16 protein-coding genes are annotated in these 15,285 nt (G+C 72.9%); 13 read left to right on the plus strand and 3 right to left on the minus strand.

Translation table 11 applies throughout. From position 1 onward, the window contains the following. Window positions 1-156: 156 nt before the first annotated feature. The 3 genes from TOK_RS06270 to TOK_RS06280 are packed head-to-tail and all read right to left on the minus strand — an operon-like array spanning window position 157 to window position 2,953. Complete coding sequence (locus TOK_RS06270; RefSeq protein ID WP_098956845.1) at window positions 157-1,158, minus strand: zinc-binding dehydrogenase; 1,002 nt, start codon at window positions 1,156-1,158, stop codon at window positions 157-159. A gap of 3 nt (window positions 1,159-1,161) precedes the next feature. Next, window positions 1,162-1,950, minus strand: coding sequence for a sugar phosphate isomerase/epimerase (locus TOK_RS06275; RefSeq protein WP_098956846.1), 789 nt, complete (start codon window positions 1,948-1,950; stop codon window positions 1,162-1,164). 58 nt (window positions 1,951-2,008) lie between these two features. After that, the gene (locus TOK_RS06280; protein ID WP_098956847.1) at window positions 2,009-2,953 is read right to left on the minus strand and encodes a ketopantoate reductase family protein; all 945 of its coding nucleotides are present in this window, start codon (window positions 2,951-2,953) and stop codon (window positions 2,009-2,011) included. 204 nt (window positions 2,954-3,157) lie between these two features. On the opposite strand from TOK_RS06280, the gene TOK_RS06285 reads away from it, so the two are divergent. The 13 genes from TOK_RS06285 (at window position 3,158) to TOK_RS06345 (ending at window position 15,199) form a co-directional block, all read left to right on the plus strand. Beyond that, window positions 3,158-3,931, plus strand: coding sequence for a class II aldolase/adducin family protein (locus TOK_RS06285; protein ID WP_098956848.1), 774 nt, complete (start codon window positions 3,158-3,160; stop codon window positions 3,929-3,931). 118 nt (window positions 3,932-4,049) lie between these two features. Next, window positions 4,050-5,327, plus strand: a complete 1,278-nt coding sequence (locus TOK_RS06290) for an alpha-hydroxy acid oxidase (protein ID WP_253258213.1) — start codon at window positions 4,050-4,052, stop codon at window positions 5,325-5,327. Between the two features lie 93 nt (window positions 5,328-5,420). Continuing rightward, the gene (locus tag TOK_RS06295) at window positions 5,421-6,629 is read left to right on the plus strand and encodes an ABC transporter substrate-binding protein (protein WP_098956849.1); all 1,209 of its coding nucleotides are present in this window, start codon (window positions 5,421-5,423) and stop codon (window positions 6,627-6,629) included. Between the two features lie 65 nt (window positions 6,630-6,694). Next, entirely contained in the window at window positions 6,695-7,558 is an 864-nt protein-coding gene (locus TOK_RS06300) for a branched-chain amino acid ABC transporter permease (protein ID WP_098956850.1), read from the plus strand. Next, the gene (locus tag TOK_RS06305) at window positions 7,551-8,654 is read left to right on the plus strand and encodes a branched-chain amino acid ABC transporter permease (protein ID WP_098956851.1); all 1,104 of its coding nucleotides are present in this window, start codon (window positions 7,551-7,553) and stop codon (window positions 8,652-8,654) included. The genes TOK_RS06300 and TOK_RS06305 overlap by 8 nt, the downstream gene beginning before the upstream one ends. Next, entirely contained in the window at window positions 8,654-9,484 is an 831-nt protein-coding gene (locus TOK_RS06310; RefSeq protein ID WP_098956852.1) for an ABC transporter ATP-binding protein, read from the plus strand. Before TOK_RS06305 ends, TOK_RS06310 begins: the two co-directional genes overlap by 1 nt. Then, window positions 9,468-10,172: an ABC transporter ATP-binding protein gene (locus tag TOK_RS06315; RefSeq protein WP_098956853.1), complete on the plus strand. Its 705-nt coding sequence runs from the start codon at window positions 9,468-9,470 to the stop codon at window positions 10,170-10,172. The genes TOK_RS06310 and TOK_RS06315 overlap by 17 nt, the downstream gene beginning before the upstream one ends. Window positions 10,173-10,197: 25 nt before the next feature. Further along, entirely contained in the window at window positions 10,198-10,770 is a 573-nt protein-coding gene (locus TOK_RS06320; RefSeq protein ID WP_098956854.1) for a hypothetical protein, read from the plus strand. 40 nt (window positions 10,771-10,810) lie between these two features. Further along, window positions 10,811-11,620 carry an SDR family NAD(P)-dependent oxidoreductase gene (locus TOK_RS06325; RefSeq protein WP_098956855.1) on the plus strand — a complete coding sequence of 270 codons (810 nt, stop codon included), beginning with the start codon at window positions 10,811-10,813 and terminating at the stop codon, window positions 11,618-11,620. Further along, window positions 11,617-12,378 (plus strand): SDR family NAD(P)-dependent oxidoreductase, encoded by a 762-nt coding sequence (locus tag TOK_RS06330; RefSeq protein WP_098956856.1) that lies wholly within the window; start codon window positions 11,617-11,619, stop codon window positions 12,376-12,378. The genes TOK_RS06325 and TOK_RS06330 overlap by 4 nt, the downstream gene beginning before the upstream one ends. A 9-nt stretch (window positions 12,379-12,387) precedes the next feature. Continuing rightward, window positions 12,388-12,849 (plus strand): VOC family protein, encoded by a 462-nt coding sequence (locus tag TOK_RS06335; RefSeq protein WP_098956857.1) that lies wholly within the window; start codon window positions 12,388-12,390, stop codon window positions 12,847-12,849. Continuing rightward, a complete protein-coding gene (locus tag TOK_RS06340; RefSeq protein WP_253258214.1) occupies window positions 12,846-14,297 on the plus strand; it encodes an FAD-dependent oxidoreductase in 1,452 nt (483 codons plus the stop codon). The genes TOK_RS06335 and TOK_RS06340 overlap by 4 nt, the downstream gene beginning before the upstream one ends. Then, a complete protein-coding gene (locus TOK_RS06345; protein ID WP_098956859.1) occupies window positions 14,294-15,199 on the plus strand; it encodes a TrmB family transcriptional regulator in 906 nt (301 codons plus the stop codon). Before TOK_RS06340 ends, TOK_RS06345 begins: the two co-directional genes overlap by 4 nt. The last annotated feature ends 86 nt before the right edge of the window (window positions 15,200-15,285 follow it).

Genomic DNA, 15,285 nt, shown 5'->3' on the forward strand with positions numbered 1-15,285 from the left:
CGCAGAGAGGCGCGGACGTGCGCCTCTGGAGCGGCGATCCCGGTACGGAACACGACATGGTGGTCGTCGGCGCCGATGCGATCGGCCTGACCGCGGCCCTCGTGGCCGCCGATGCAGGCGCCCGCCGGAGTGGTGAGCGGCGCGGACGGCAGCACGTCAGGGCGTCACGAAGACCTTCACGATCGACGCGGCGCCGGTGACGGCGTGGTCGAAGGCGGCGGCGACGTCGTCGAGGGGATAGGTGCCGCTCACGAACCTGGCGACCGCGTCCCGCTGCCCGCCGACGACCCGCAGCGCCTCGGGGAACAGACCCGCCCGGGCGCCGACGATCGTGACGCCCTCGAACAGGACCTTCGGCACCGGGACCACCAGGTCGTGCGCGGCGACGCCGACGACGACGAGCCGCCCGCCGTTGCCGACCGCGCTCAGCGCGGCGTCGAGCCCGGGCCGTGACCCGGACGCCTCGAACGCGATGTCGGCACCCTCGCCGTGCGACCAGTCGGCGATCGCGCCGGCCTCGGTGGCAGGGTCGACGACGCGGGTGGCGCCCAGCTCGGCGGCCAGTGCGCGGCGGGACGCGACGGGGTCGCTGACCAGGATCTCGTGCCCGGCGGCCGCGGCGCACACGGTGATCGCCAGCCCGATCGGCCCGGCGCCGACGATGGCGAGCCGCTCGTCGCCGCGCAGCTCGGCGCGGGCGACGGCCATCGCCGCGATCGAGAACGGCTCGACGAGGGCGGCCTCGGTCGGGGTCAGGCCCGGGGCGCCGAAGAGCTGGCCGACGGGTGCGACGACCTGGTCGGCCAGGCCACCCGGCAGCGCCACGCCCAGCGCGCGGAAGCCGGTGCAGGCGGGCCAGTGCCCACGGGTGCAGGGCCGGCAGCGCCCACAGGGGATCGCCGGGTTGATCGTGACGGTGTCGCCGACCTGCAGCGGGCCGTCGTAGCCGCGGGGGAGCGCGGTGAGCGTGCCGCCGACCTCGTGGCCCTGCCGCAGCGGGAACCCGGTGTCGTGGCGTTCGCCGAGGTACATGTGCAGGTCGGTGCCGCACAGGCCGACGGTGCCGACGTCGACGACCGCGTCACCGGGCCCCGGGTCGGGGTCGGCGACGGTCTCGACGCGGATGTCGCGGGGTCCGGTGGTGACGGCGGCGCGCACGGGTCATTCCTGTCCGGGAAGGGCGCGCCGGGTCGCGTCGAGCAGGACGCGGGCGCGCGCGGTGGGGTCGAGGTCGGCGGCGAGCCGGTCGGACTGCACCTCGACGCTGACCGGCAGCCCGGCCGGGGTGGCGGCGAGCAGGTCGCGCAGCGGGAGGTCGCCGTCCCCTGGTGGGAGCCGATGGTGGCGGGCCTCGTCGGCGACGGCGTCGAGCGTGCCCGGGCCCGTGGCCGGCCCGTCGCACACCTGGACGTAGCCGATCCGGCCGGGCGCGACGGCGGTGACCGCGGCGACGTCGGCGGGGGAGCCGCCGCTGCGCCGCAGGTGCAGGGCATCGACGAGGACCGCCGCGTCGGCCGGGTCGGCGCCGATGTCGTCGAGGGTCGCGACGGCGGCGGCGAGCGTGGCGACGGTGGTGAACCGCATGAACTCCAGGCCGACACGGGTCGGGCCGCCGTGTGCCGCCGCCACCAGCGTCGCGAGCTCGGCGCGGGTGTCGGCGGGATCGGGGTGGCCGCTCACGGTGAGCAGGAACCGGGCGCCGAGGACGACGGCGAGGTCGAGCAGCCGCAGCGCCTCGTCGATCCCGCGGTCCGGGCCCAGCCGCACGACCTCCAGGTCGAGCAGGGCCAGGCCCTGGTCGTCGGCGCGGCGGCGCAGGGCGCCGGCCGCGGCCGGACCGGTGTCGGCGTCGAGGCGCAGACCAGCGGCGTCGTAGCCCGCGGCCGCGGCGGCGTCGATGGTCGCCCCGGGTCCCGCGTCGAGCACCGTCCCGGCGGCGAGGGAGATCAACGGGACCGTCCGGAGTAGTCGCTAGCACCAAGACGACGGGTGCGCGGGGTCACCACGATCATCGGACGCCCGCAAGGGCCAGCAGGCCGAGCACGGTGGTGTGCACGGGCACTGCGACACCGTGCGCGTCGGCGAGCCGGGCGACGGCTGCGCCCATCCCCGACAGCTCGGTCCGGCGGCCGTTGCGGACGTCGGTGCACATCGACGTGTAGTGCTCGCCGGTGCCGGCCCAGACCGCGCGGGCGTGGTCGAGCGCGGCGTCGCGGTCGAGTTCCACGCCCTCGGCGTGGGCGACGGCGACGACCTCGGCGGCCATGCGTTCGGCCAGGTCACGGCCCTCGACGCTGTTCCACACCGTCGCGACGGTGACGCGCGGGACGGAGCTGAGCGGGCTCATCGACGCGAGCGCCAGCTTGTTCCAGATCAGGGTGTCGACCTGCGGGACGGCCTCGGCCGACAGTCCCGCCGCGCTCAGCGCCGCGGCCACGTCGGCTCCGCGCTCGACCGGGGCACGGCCGCGGCCCATCGGGCCCAGGTCGGTGCGTGAGCCGCCCGCGGCCGTGGACACCGACACCGTGATCCGGCCCGGGTCGGCCAGCGCCGCGCCGACCGTGGTGGTGCCGACGAGTGTGCGCCCCTCGCCGAAGACGTCGGCAACCAGCGCATCGGTGCCCAGCCCGTTCTGCAACGGGACCGCGACCCCGTCCGGGGCCAGCACGTGCGCGGCGGATGCGGCGGCCTCGCCCAGGTCGTAGGCCTTGGTGAGCAGCAGCAGCACGTCGAGCGACCCGGGCGCGACGTCGGCGGCATGGGCGGCGACGGGGACGTCGACCTTCCACGGGGCGCCACCCGGCGGGTCGACCTGAAGGGGACCTGCGGCCAGCGCCTGCACGTGCGCGCTGCCGCGTCCGACGAGGACGACGTCCGCCCCCGCACGGGCCAGATGGGCGGCGTAGGCCGAGCCCATCCCGCCCGCTCCCAGCACTCCGATGCGTCCCGTCATCACGCCACCCTCTCCGTCGGCTGCGCGTCGCGGCCGGTGTCCGCGGACCCGGTCGGGGCCGAGTCCGTCCCAGGGGAAACCGGGGTGAAACTCTGACCATAAAAGCGTCACTAGAACCCTAGCGCCGCATGGACGCGCCGGGCTAGCCTGCCTGTCAGGCGACGCCGCCCGGGCCGGTGGTGGTGTCCCGGACCGGAGGAACCGATGAGTCTCACCGAGAGCGAGAAGGCGCCGACCACCGCCACGGGGGCCCCGGCCGTCGTCAGCGAGAGCGACCCGCGGTTCCAGATCGCCGCGTCGCGGCGGATCCTCCACCGCGAGGGTCTCGACAGCCAGGTCGGCGGGCACGTGAGCCTGCGGGTTCCGGGCGAGGAGGCCTTCCTCGTCACCCCGTTCCAGTACTTCGACGAGACGCTGCCCGAGCACGTCAGCAAGGTCGGCTTCGACCTGACCGTGATCGAGCAGGGCACGCTGCCGGCCTCGCCCGGCATCAACTTCCACGCCTCGATCTACGCCGCCCGCACGGACGTCAACTGCGTGATCCACACCCACGCGAAGAACATGTCCGTGCTCAGCACCACCGGCGAGCCGTACGGCGTCTACTACGACTACGCCTCGCTGCTGCTCGACGACGTCGTGCCGTGGATCGACGACCCGAACCTGGTCCCGTCGGAGGAGGGCGACCTGATGGTCGCCGCGCTCGGCGGCAAGAAGGCGCTGCTCATGGGTCACCATGGCTCGCTGCACGTGGGCGACACCCTGGAGCGGGTCACCATGGAAGCGCTGATCATGGAGCTGTGCGCCGGCTACCAGTTGGCCGCCATGGCCGTCGGCGGCAAGCCGCTGGACCGTCAGATCGCCGAGAGCTACCGCGGCGCCTACCTGAAGAACGAGTTCCGCGAGCAGATGTGGATCGCGAACTACCGCCGTCTCCTGCGCAGTGACCCGGACCTCTTCGCCACGCTCAAGCAGGACTGACAACAGAGCGTCGTCGGTCGGGTCACGACGGTCACGACGCGCTCCTGGAGTCCTGGTGGGATCTCCGGGAGGGCATCGTGGCCGTCGTGGCGTGCGTCCGCGACCGGGAAGGGACGACGTGGCAGGAGACGGACGCGCGGGCGGCCGGCGTCGAGGTGGTCGCGCCCGGCGGGCCGCCGCCGCGATCACGGTCGCGGACCTGCGCACCGCCGCACGCAAGCGGTTGCCGCGCATGGTCTTCGACTTCGTCGACGGCGGGGCCGAGGACGAGCTGACCGTCACCGAGAACGAGGCGGCCTTCGACCGGGTGGCGTTGCGGCCACGGGTCCTGGTCGACGTCGCGCAGCGGCCGCAGGCCGTCACGGTGCTCGGCAGGCGGCTGGAGATGCCGGTCATCCTCGGCCCGACCGGGCTGATGAGGATGGTCGGGCACGAGGGCGAGCTGGCCTCGGCGGCGGCGGCGCAGGCGTTCGGCACCGTGTCGGTGACCAGTTCCGGGTCGAGCGTGTCGATCGAGGACGTCGCCGCCTCGGTGGACTCGCCGCAGTGGTTCCAGCTCTACCCGTGGGGCGACCGCGGCACCGTCGGCAACATCATCGCCAGGGCCCGAGACCTCGGGTTCGAGGTGATGGTGGTGACTGTCGACGTGCCCGTCGTCGGGGCACGGGAGAAGGACCTGCGCAACGGTCTCACCGTTCCCCCGCAGGTCAACCCGCGGACGGGCTGGGACCTCGTGCGCCATCCCGGCTGGCTCGCCGGGCTGCTGAGCCACCCGAGGCCCACCTTCGCGAACTTCACCGGGCTGATGACCGAGGCCAAGGGGACGACGGGGCTCGCCGTCCACACCAACGGGCTGCTCAACCCGGCGCACACCTGGCGCGACCTCGAGTGGATGATCGAGGCCTGGGGCGGGCCGGTGGTGCTCAAGGGCGTCATGACCGGCGAGGACGCGAAACGTGCCGTCGACGTCGGTTGCCGCGCCGTCGCGGTGTCCAACCACGGCGGCAGGCAGGCCGACTCGGTACCCGCCGCACTCGACGTGCTGCCCGAGATCGTCGACGCCGTGCCCGCCGACATCGACGTCCTGCTCGACGGCGGGATCCGCCGCGGCGGCGACGTCGTCAAGGCGATCGCGTTGGGCGCCAGGGCCTGTCTGGTCGGACGGCCCTGGGTGTACGGGCTCGCTGCCGGCGGCACGGCCGGCGTCGAGCGGATGCTCGCGATCCTGCACGACGAGATCGACCGCACCCTCGCACTCATCGGACGGCCAGGCGTCGGGGCGCTCGACCGGTCCGCGGTGAGCCCGTGGCCGCGCGCCGCGGCGGCCGTCCGGGACCCCTTCGCGGGCGACGTTCCGGCTCCGTCTCCGAATCGTGAGCATCGCGAACGTCGTTAGCGTCTTGACGACGCTTGTTTGTGACCCCTAGATTTCCGCGCAGTTGCGGACGTCACACGTCTGCGCACCACCCCCAGCCCGGAGGAACCCCCGATGATGCGCAAGCCCCTCCTGATCGCGGCAGCGGCCGTCACCGCGCTGCTCGCGACCGCATGCGGAAACGTCTCGAGCAGTTCGGGAGCGGCGGGGGGCGAGACCCCACCCGGCATCACTGCCGACCAGATCACCATCGGCGCGACCCTTCCGATCACCGGCACCGCCGCCGTCTCCGGCCAGGGACTGCAGGCCGGCATCCAGATCGCGGTCGACGAGATCAACGCGGGCGGCGGGATCGGCGGCCGCAAGGTCAACGCGATCATCCTCGACGACGGCTTCACTCCCGACCGCGTCGTCACCAACGTCCGGCGCCTGGTCTCGCAGGAGAAGGTCTACGCGATCGTCGCCCCCGCGGGCTCGCAGGGCCTGCCCGGGACCTGGCAGTTCCTCGCTGAGAACAAGACGCCGATGTGGGGCCCGATCTCCCCGGCCGACCCGAAGCAGGCCGAGGTCTACCTGCTCAGCGCCACCCGCGCCGCGCAGGACGCGGTCGCGATCGACTACTTCGCCAAGAAGGGCGCCAAGCGCCTCGCGGTCATCAAGCAGGACAACGACCTCGGTGTCTCGGCCAAGCAGGCGCTCGACGCGCAGATGCCCAAGCACCCGGACATGCAGGTCGTCGCCGACGAGACCACGGCCACTGGCAGCACCGAGGTCAGCTCCGCGGTCAACAAGGTCGTCGCGGCCCAGCCCGACGCCGTGCTGCTCGCCGAGGACAACACCTCGACCGCGCTGATCCTCAAGCAGCTGCGCGCCCAGGGCTTCACGGGCATGGTCTTCGCCGACCAGGGTGCCGGCGGCACCGGCGGCACCTCGACCGTCGGCCCGGCCGGCGACGCGGCCGAGGGCTTCCTCGGCGGCATGCAGGCCGACACCGTCTCCACGAACAACCCGGCCGTCGAGCACTGGCGCGAGCTGGCCAAGAAGAGCGGCAAGCCGCAGGCCGAGAGCGGTTTCTCGCTCCAGACCTACAGCTTCGTCCAGGCGTTCGCCGAGCTGGTCAAGCGCATGGGTGACGACGTCTCCTACGCGAACTTCCAGAAGACCGCCGAGGGCCTCAAGTCCGACCCGATCAAGCTCGGGTCGATCCCGGACATCGAGTGCGGACCGCTTCCCGACGGCCACACCTGCGCCAAGCAGGCCGGCATCGCGAAGTTCACCGGCGGCAAGTGGGTCGTCGAGCAGCAGTTCATGGCTCCGATCTGATCCACCACCGCCCGTAGGTACGTCCCGCGCCGCGAACGGCCGGGCCGAGCAGGAAGGAGAGAAACGTGCTGCAGACCCTCGTCAGCGGGCTGGAGTCCGGAAGCTGGTTCGCCCTGCTCGGCCTGGCCATCGTCGTCGTCATGAAGGCCGCCGACGTCCCCAACTTCGCGATGGCGGAGATGGGGCTCGTCGCGACCTACGTCGGCATCTCGCTCGCCGCGGCAGGCCTGCCGTTCTGGATCACCGTGCTGGCGACACTCGTCGTCGGCATCGCACTCGGGGTGCTCATCGACGCCGCGCTCATGCGCCGGCTGTCCAAGTACGGGCACTTTCCGCTGCTGCTCATGACGATCGGCCTCTCGCTCGCGCTCAATGCGGTCGTCGGCCTGATCTGGGGGCACGACCCCCGCAGCTTCCCCGCACCCTGGTCGGGTGTGTCGGTGAGCGTCGGCGGTGGCGTGTCCATCGGTGTCTCGCAGATCGTGTCGATCGTCGTCGGGCTCGTCGGCGCCGTCGCGATCACCATGTTCTTCCGGTCGTCGACGGGAGCGCAGATGCGCGCCGTCGCCGAGAACCGGGCGACCGCACGGCTCATCGGCGTCAACGCGGGCCGGCTGTCGGCCATCGCGTGGGGCATCGGCGGGCTCATCGCCGCGGTCACCGTGATGCTGCAGGCGCAGTCGTCGCTGGTCTCGACGATCACGCCGACGTCGCTGATCATCTACGGCTTCGTCGCCGCCACGATGGGCGGCTTCACGTCGCTGATCGGCACGTTCGTCGGCGGCCTGATCCTGGGTGTCATCCAGCAGCTCGTCGGCGCCTACCTGTCGACCGCGGCGCAGTTCTCCGTCGCGCTGCTGATCGTGTTCCTGGTCCTGGTCCTGCGTCCCGACGGGTTCACCAAGGGAGTGAGGTTGCGCGATGTCTGACTCGACCGAGGTGCTCGCGAGCGCCCCGACCACCGGGCCCGCCGCCGTCGCGGCCGGGATCAGAGCCAACGCGGGCGCCGCCGACGAGGGCGGGCGCGGGTCGGGCCTGCGCAAGGGCATCGTGGCGATCGTCGCCCTGGTGGTCCTCTTCTCGGTGCCGTTCGTCGCGAACTCCTACCTGGTGTTCGTCCTCAGCCTGACGCTCGTCTACGCGATCTCGACCGTCGGGTTCAACCTGCTCGTCGGCTGGTCGGGGCAGATCGGCCTCGCCCACGCCGCGCTGTTCGCCCTCGGCGCCTACGGGAGCGCGATCTCCGTCCAGCACGGGGTCCCGTTCCTGATCACGATCCCGCTCGCCGGTGTCGCCGCCGCCCTGCTCGCGGTGGTCATCGGGTTCCCGGCGGTCCGGCTCAAGGGCTTCTTCCTCGCCATCGCGACGCTCGCGCTCGGCATGGCGATCGTCGAGCTGCTGGTGTTCGCCCGGCCCATCACCGGCGGCGGGGCGGGCATGAACGTCGACGTGTGGACGCTGCCCGGAATCACCGGCAGCGCGTCGACCTACTTCGTGATCCTCGTCGTCGCGGCGCTGACGTTCTTCCTCACCCGCCGCGCCCTGCTCGGCCGCTTCGGCCGCACCCTGCAGGCGGTGCGCGACCTCGGGCCGCTCACCGGCTCGCTCGGGGTGTCGGTGCTGCGCTACCGCCTCGTCGCCTTCGGGCTGTCCGGGTTCATCGCCGCCGTCGCCGGCACGCTGTACTCGCAGCTGCAGACGTTCATCTTCCCGGCCATGTTCCACATGAACCTGCTGGTCCCGATGCTGGTCATGGTCTTCGTCGGTGGCGCCGGGTCGCTGTGGGGCCCGCTGGTCGGCGCGGCGTTCGCCGTCGTCATCATCGAGTTCTTCCAGGACCTCGGAGACCAGCAGGCCATCGCCTACGGCCTCGTCCTGATGGTCGTGATCGCGCTGCTGCCGGGCGGGCTCACCTCGCTGTTCCGGACCATCCGTGACTCCCGGTTCGGGACGGCACTGTTGCGCCGCAAGCCCGCGGAGCCGGTCCCCGGTACCGAGGGCACCGCCGTGAAGGAGGACGCGTGATGTCCACCGAGACCGTCGACGCCGGTGACACGGCCACCCCGTCCCGGGAGGCGAGGGCCGTCGTCGAGTTCGAGGGGATCGACAAGTCCTTCGGCGGCAACTCCGTGCTGGAGGGCGTGAACCTCGCGGTGCGGCCCGGGTTCACCGGGCTCATCGGCCCCAACGGCGCGGGCAAGACGACGTGTCTCAACGTCGTGTCCGGCTACCTCAGGCCCGACGCGGGTGACGTCCGCCTCGGCGGGCAGAGCGTCATCGGCATGCGGCCCGACAAGGTCGCGCGCCTCGGGGTCTCCCGCACCTTCCAGACACCGCGGCTCATCCCGAACCTGTCCGCGGTCGAGAACGTCATGGTCGGGGGTGGGCGCCACCACCGCCACGGGCACATCGCCGAGCTGTTCGGTGTGCCGGCCGCCCGCCGCGACGAGAAGGACCAGCGGGCCCGCGCCCGCGAGCTGCTGGGAATCTTCGGGCTCGGTGAGCACCCCGACCGGGCCGCCAACGCGTTCCCGATCGGCAGCCAGAAGATCATCGAGGTCGCCCGCGCGCTGCTCAACGACCCGCTGCTGCTGCTGCTCGACGAGCCCGCCGCGGGCCTGGGCGCCGAGGACGTCGACCGGCTGGTCGAGGGACTCAACGGCTGGCTCGCGGAGCGGCCCGAGGCCGCGGTCATGATCATCGAGCACGACCTCGAGCTCATCACCCGGCTGTGTCCCACGGCCGCGGTCCTGCACTTCGGGCGGATCATCCAGAACGGACCGCCCGCGGACGTCCTGCGCGACCCCGTCGTCGTCGAGGCCTACCTGGGAGCCGACGTTGCTGCTGGAGATTGAGGATGCCCGGACCGGCTACGGCGGTCTGGAGGTCCTGCACGGGGTGTCGCTGCACGTCGACGAGGGTGAGATCGTCACCGTCCTCGGGCCCAACGGCACCGGGAAGACGTCGCTGATGCGCCTGCTGTCGGGGGTGCTGCCGCTGTGGTCGGGCCGCATCACCTTCGACGGCAAGGACCTCGGCAAGCTGCCGCCCAACAAGCGCGCCGGCCTGGGCCTGTGCCAGCTCCCCGAGGGGCGCGGCATCTTCCAGACGCTCACGGTGGGGGAGAACCTCGACCTGGGGCTCTCGGCGCGCCGGGTGCACGGCAGCGCCGCCAAGGCCGACCGCGACCGCGTGCTCGCGCTGTTCCCGGAGCTCGCGGGCCGGCTCGACCAGTCGGCGTCGTCGCTGTCGGGCGGCCAGCAGCAGATGCTCGCGCTCGGCCGCGCGCTGATGAGCCAGCCCCGGCTGCTGCTCATCGACGAGCTGTCGTTCGGCCTGGCGCCGCGCATCGTGCGCGACCTGTTCGAGGTCGTCCGTGAGCTGCGCGAACAGGGCGTCACGCTGCTGATCGTCGAACAGCAGGCCGCCGCGCTGCGGGTCTCGGACCGCACCTACATCCTGCGGGGTGGGCGCAACGAGCTCACCCGCAACTCCGACGAGCTGCTGGCGTCGGACGAGCTGGTGAGCTCCTACCTGCGCTGACGGAGCGGTACACCGAGGGGGACCGATGACGGGGGACACAGGGGAGCTGCACCTGCGGCAGCTGCCCGACCAGCTGCGCGCGCTCGACCCACCGGTCGACCCACGCGTCCTGGAGCTGGTCGACGCCGAACACGCGCGCTGGCGGGGCCTGCACGACCGGCTCGTCGCGCTGATCGTGCAGCTGCTCGACATCGCGGCCGACGCGACCGGCGGTGAGCACGCCGTCGACGACGTGATCGCGCGGATGATCGGGGAGACCACCGTCGGCATCGACGACCTCGTCGGTTCCGGCGTCGCGGTCGACCCCGCCGAGATCGCGGCGCTGCTGCGGGCCCACGGCTCGGTCGGCACGGTGTCGTCGGTCGGCCCGGTCACGACGTTCCGGCACGCCTGCGGCAGCGGCGGGCACTACTGGCGTGACAACCCCGACGTCGCTCTCGTCGGCGACGACGAGGTCCCGGGAGTCCCCGGCGGACATCCCCGCTACTGCGCGCGGTGCATCCGCAGCATCGAGAGCCACGCGCACGGCGCCTGGACCGTCACGCCGCCCGACGTGCCGGAGGAGACGTGCACGTGGCGGGTCACGGCCGCCCAGTGAACGGTCGGGCAGTGAACGTTCGTTCCCCGAGGAGAAGACCATGAACGCCGTAGCGACCGCCGTCGTCACCGGCGCGGGCAGTGGCATCGGTGCCGTCATCGCCCGCCACGCCGGCAAGGCCGGTTACCGCGTCGCCTGCTGGGACGTCGACGAGGCCGCCGCCGAGGCCACCGCCGAGAGCATCGGCGACGTCGCGACGTCCCGGCGCGTCGACGTGACCTCGGAGGACTCCGTCGTCGCCGGCTACGACGCGCTCGACACCCCTCCCACGCTCGTCGTCAACAACGCGGGCCTGGTCCGGTTCGGCCCGCTGGCCACCCTGTCGGTCGCCGACTGGCAGGCCGCGCTCGCCGTCAACCTCACCGGCACCTTCGTCGTCGCCCGCCACGGTGCGGTGCGGATGGGTGTCGGGCAGCAGGGCTCGGCCGGGGGGACGATCGTCAACATCTCGTCGATCAACGGGATCGCGGCCGCCCCCAACGGCGGTGCCTACACCGCGACGAAGGCCGCGGTGATCCGGCTGACCGAGCAGATGGCGCTGGAGTGGGCGGCCGCGGGTGTGCGGGTCAACTGCGTCGCGCCCGGCCTGATCAACGCAGGGATGTCCGACGCGATCTATGCCGACCCCGAGATCCGCCGGCTCCGGCAGGGCCAGGTGCCCCTCGGCGAGCTGGGTACCGCCGAGCAGGTCGCCGACGCCGTCATGTTCCTGGCCTCGCCCGGCGCGGCCTACATCACCGGGCAGACCGTCGCCGTGGACGGCGGCATCACCGTCGCCGCGCTGGCGCGGATGGCCCGCCCGAAGTCGGTCGACTCCGTGGGAGCCGATCCCGAGCAGGAGGTGTCGTGAAGCAGATCGCCGGGACGTCGGTGCTGGTCACCGGCGGGGGCAGCGGCATCGGTGAGGCCGTCGCGCGGCTGTTCGCCGCCCGCGGTGCGCGCGTCACGATCAGCGGCAGGCGCGAGGACAAGGTGCGCAAGGTCGCCGACGACATCGGCGAGGCCTGCGCCGTGGTCGCCGGCGACGTCACCGTGCCCGCCGACCGCCAACGCATGCTGGCCGCCGCGATCGAGCACGGCGGTGGGCTCGACACCCTCGTCAACGCCGCGGGCAACATGTACCGCGGCCGGATCGACGAGCTCGACGAGCAGCAGATGCTCGACCTCTACCACGCCAACGTCGTCGGCCCGGTGCAGCTCACCGGCCTCGCGATGCCCGCGCTGCGCGAACGCGGCGGCTCGGTCGTCGTCTTCGGATCGGTGCACACCCAGCGCGCGTTCCCCGGCGCCTCGCCGTACGCCGCCACCAAGGGTGCGCTCGAGGCGCTGACCGGTGTGCTCGCCGCGGAGCTCGGCCCGCAGGGCGTCCGCATCAACTGCATCCGGCCCGGCGGGGTCTACACCGAGATCAACGAGCGTGCCGGGCTCGGTACCCCCGAAGAGGCGCAGGAACGCCTCAAGGGGCTGGCGGCCGCGCACGCCATCGGGCGCATCGGCACCACCGAGGAGGTCGCCGAGGCGGTCGCCTACCTCGCCGAAGCCGAGTGGGCCACCGGCAGCATCCTGACGATCGACGGCGGTCTGTCGCTCGGCGTCACGAACGACTGAGAGCAGGCCGTGGACCTCTACCACGTCGGTTACGTCGTCGACGACATCGAGAAGGCGATGGCCGGCCTGTCGGCCACCGCCGGGCGGACCTGGTCGGAGATCCGGCCGCGACCGCTGCGGGTCCAGGTCGACGACGACCCCACGGTCATCGAGGTCGAGCTGCTCGCGGCGTACTCCCGACCGGGCCCGCCCTTCGTCGAGCTGATCCAGGACGTCCGCGGCGGCATCTGGTCCGGCGGCGCGCACGGCGGCGCCCGGCTCGACCATCTCGGCTACTGGGAGCGCGACCTCCCCGGCCGCGTCGCCGCCCTGCGGGCCGCCGGCGCGACCCAGCTGGTGCACGCCGTCGACGACGACGGGAACCCCACCCGCTTCGCCTACCTGCGCGCACCCGGAGGCGGGCCCTGGCTGGAGCTCGTCGACGAGTCGGTCGAGCCCGAGCTGATGGCGTGGATCGAGGGGCGGTCGTGAAGGAGCTGTCCTGCGACGTCGTCGTGCTCGGCACCGGCCCGGCCGGGATGGCAGCCGTCGCCGCCGCCGCGGCCGAGGGGGCCGACGTCGTCGCCGTCGAGGCCATGGAGCACATCGGTGGCAACTGCGTCTGGTCCACCGGCTACCTGACCTTCGTGAACTCCGCGATGCAGGCGGAACAGGGCCTCGTCGACGACGTCGAGACCTTCGTCGCCGACGCCGCCCGGATGACGGCCGAGGCCGCCGAGGGCTACGGCATGGTCGTCGACGAGGACCTGGTGCGGCTGTTCGGCCGGGAGAGCGCCGAGACCTACGACATCCTCACCGCGCGCGGCGTGCGGTTCAGCCGGTTCATCCCGCGACCCCGCCAGCACACCGTCGACCGCATGGCCGCCGTCGTCGACCCGTGGACGTTCCGGACGGCGTTCGAACCCGACTTCGCGCTCCCCAACGTCCGCACCCTGTTCTCGACGACGGCGCGCCGGCTGCTCACCGACGACGGCCGGGTCACCGGCGTGCTCGTCGACGGACCGGGTGGGGCCACATCGGTCCGCGCGCGGGGCGTCGTGCTCGCGACCGGCGGATACCAGGCCAACCCGGAGCTGCGGCAGCGCTACCAGCCCAACTTCCTGGCTCGCGGGCCCTACCTCGGCGTCGACACCTGCCGCGGCGACGGTCACCTCATGGGTCAGGCCGTCGGCGGGGACCTGGTCAACATGACGTTCGTGCCGCCGCTGGTCATCGTCTCGTCGTCGCTGGTCGAGGACGCGATCGCGGTGAACTCCTCCGGAGCGCGCTTCCACGACGAGGCCGGCCCCTACGAGGAGCGCGTCGAGGCGCTGCTCGGCCAGCCCGGCCGCCGCGGCTGGTACGTCGTCGACGACCTCGTCGCCCGGGAGAAGGCCACCCTGATCGGGCAGATGCCCGAGCCCGCCGTGCAGGCACCGACGCTCGCCGAGCTGGCCACGACGATCGGGGTCCCGGCCGCCGCGCTGGAGGCCACCGTCGAAGGCTGGAACGCGTTCCTCGCCACCGGCGCGACAGGTGACCCGGTCACCGGTCGCGTCGTCATGCCGCCCGGACGGCGCACCTGCGCGACCGCGCCGTTCACCGCGATCCCGATGGTCGTCGGCGTCAACTTCGTGTCCGGCGGGTTCCGCACCACCCGGTCACTGCAGGTCATCGACGTGTTCGGAGCCCCGATCCCCGGCCTCTACGCGGCGGGGGACTGCCTCGGCGGGCTCGGCGGTACCGCCGAGCTCGGGGGCACCCGCATCTCCGGCGGCTTCACCCTCGGCCGACTCGCGGGCCGCGCCGCCGCCCGCGGCGACGCCGACACGACGGTCCGCCACAGCGTCCAGGGGGCGTTCCTGCCGAGCAGGCTCGACACGAAGATCGCGCTCGTCGACCTGTCCGACTCCTTCGCCGACTCGGGGGACGCGCGATGACCGTCCCCACCGGGGTCGTCGCCCAGCTCCAGCAGCTGGGGATGTCGATGTACGAGGCCAAGGCCTACCTGGCGCTGGTCGCCGCGGGCGAGCCGCTCAACGGCTACGAGGTCGCCAAGCGCTCGGGGGTGCCCCGCAGCACCGTCTACGAGACGCTCGGCAAGCTCACGGCCAGCGGCGCGACCTACGAGGTCCGCACGCACGACGACACCGTCACCTACCTGCCGCTTCCCCCGGCGTCACTGATCGACCGGCTCGGCCGTCGCCACGAGTCCGCCCTCGGCGCCCTGCGCGCAGCGCTGCCCTCGATCGCGCCGCCGTCGCGGGTGCACCTGATCCACAACCTCACCGGCCGCGAACCCCTGCTCGAACGGGCGGGGGACGTCGTGTCCGGAGCCCGGCGCGACCTGTTCCTGTCCACCTGGCCGCAGGAGGGCGCGCAGCTCGACGGCCTGGTCCGCGACGCCGACGCCCGCGGCGTCACCGTCACGACCCTCACCTACGGCGAGGACGAGAACCTCCCCGGCCACTCCTACGAGCACAAGCTCTCCCCTCCCGCGGTGGTGCTGGAGAACCTGGGCTGCCGGCTGTTCGTCGCCGTCGCCGACCGGCGCGAATGCGTCATCGGCGGGTTCGTCGACTCCGACGCATGGGGAATCTTCTCCGACAACCCCGCCGTCGTCATGGTGGCCGTGGAGTACGTCCGTCACGACATCGCCATGCAGCTCATGGCCGCCCGGTTCCCGGCGGAGGAGTTCGCCGACTTCTGGAGCGACGACGCCGATGTCGCCCGGCTGCGCTCCGACCACGGCTTCGCCGCCAGCGCGCTGCGGGCGGGCGGTGCCGAGGGCGACCGCCCCGCCACCCCGCGGCGCAGCCGCCGCCGGGGCCGCTCCGCCTGACCGTCCACCGCCCCCGGCGGCCGCCCGGCCCGTGCCCCCACCGCCGACCTCGCCACATCCCTGCCGTGGTCGAACCGGTCCCGGGT

It is taken from the genome of Pseudonocardia sp. N23, from assembly GCF_002583555.1.
In the GTDB taxonomy this organism is placed as follows: Bacteria; Actinomycetota; Actinomycetes; order Mycobacteriales; family Pseudonocardiaceae; genus Pseudonocardia.

Coding starts and splice junctions, on each gene's coding strand:
- TOK_RS06280 (WP_098956847.1), bottom strand. CDS start 2,953: ATGACGGGACGCATCGGAGTGCTGGGAGCGGGCGGGATGGGCTCGGCC.
- TOK_RS06285 (WP_098956848.1), top strand. CDS start 3,158: ATGAGTCTCACCGAGAGCGAGAAGGCGCCGACCACCGCCACGGGGGCC.
- TOK_RS06295 (WP_098956849.1), top strand. CDS start 5,421: ATGATGCGCAAGCCCCTCCTGATCGCGGCAGCGGCCGTCACCGCGCTG.
- TOK_RS06305 (WP_098956851.1), top strand. CDS start 7,551: ATGTCTGACTCGACCGAGGTGCTCGCGAGCGCCCCGACCACCGGGCCC.
- TOK_RS06310 (WP_098956852.1), top strand. CDS start 8,654: ATGTCCACCGAGACCGTCGACGCCGGTGACACGGCCACCCCGTCCCGG.
- TOK_RS06320 (WP_098956854.1), top strand. CDS start 10,198: ATGACGGGGGACACAGGGGAGCTGCACCTGCGGCAGCTGCCCGACCAG.
- TOK_RS06325 (WP_098956855.1), top strand. CDS start 10,811: ATGAACGCCGTAGCGACCGCCGTCGTCACCGGCGCGGGCAGTGGCATC.
- TOK_RS06345 (WP_098956859.1), top strand. CDS start 14,294: ATGACCGTCCCCACCGGGGTCGTCGCCCAGCTCCAGCAGCTGGGGATG.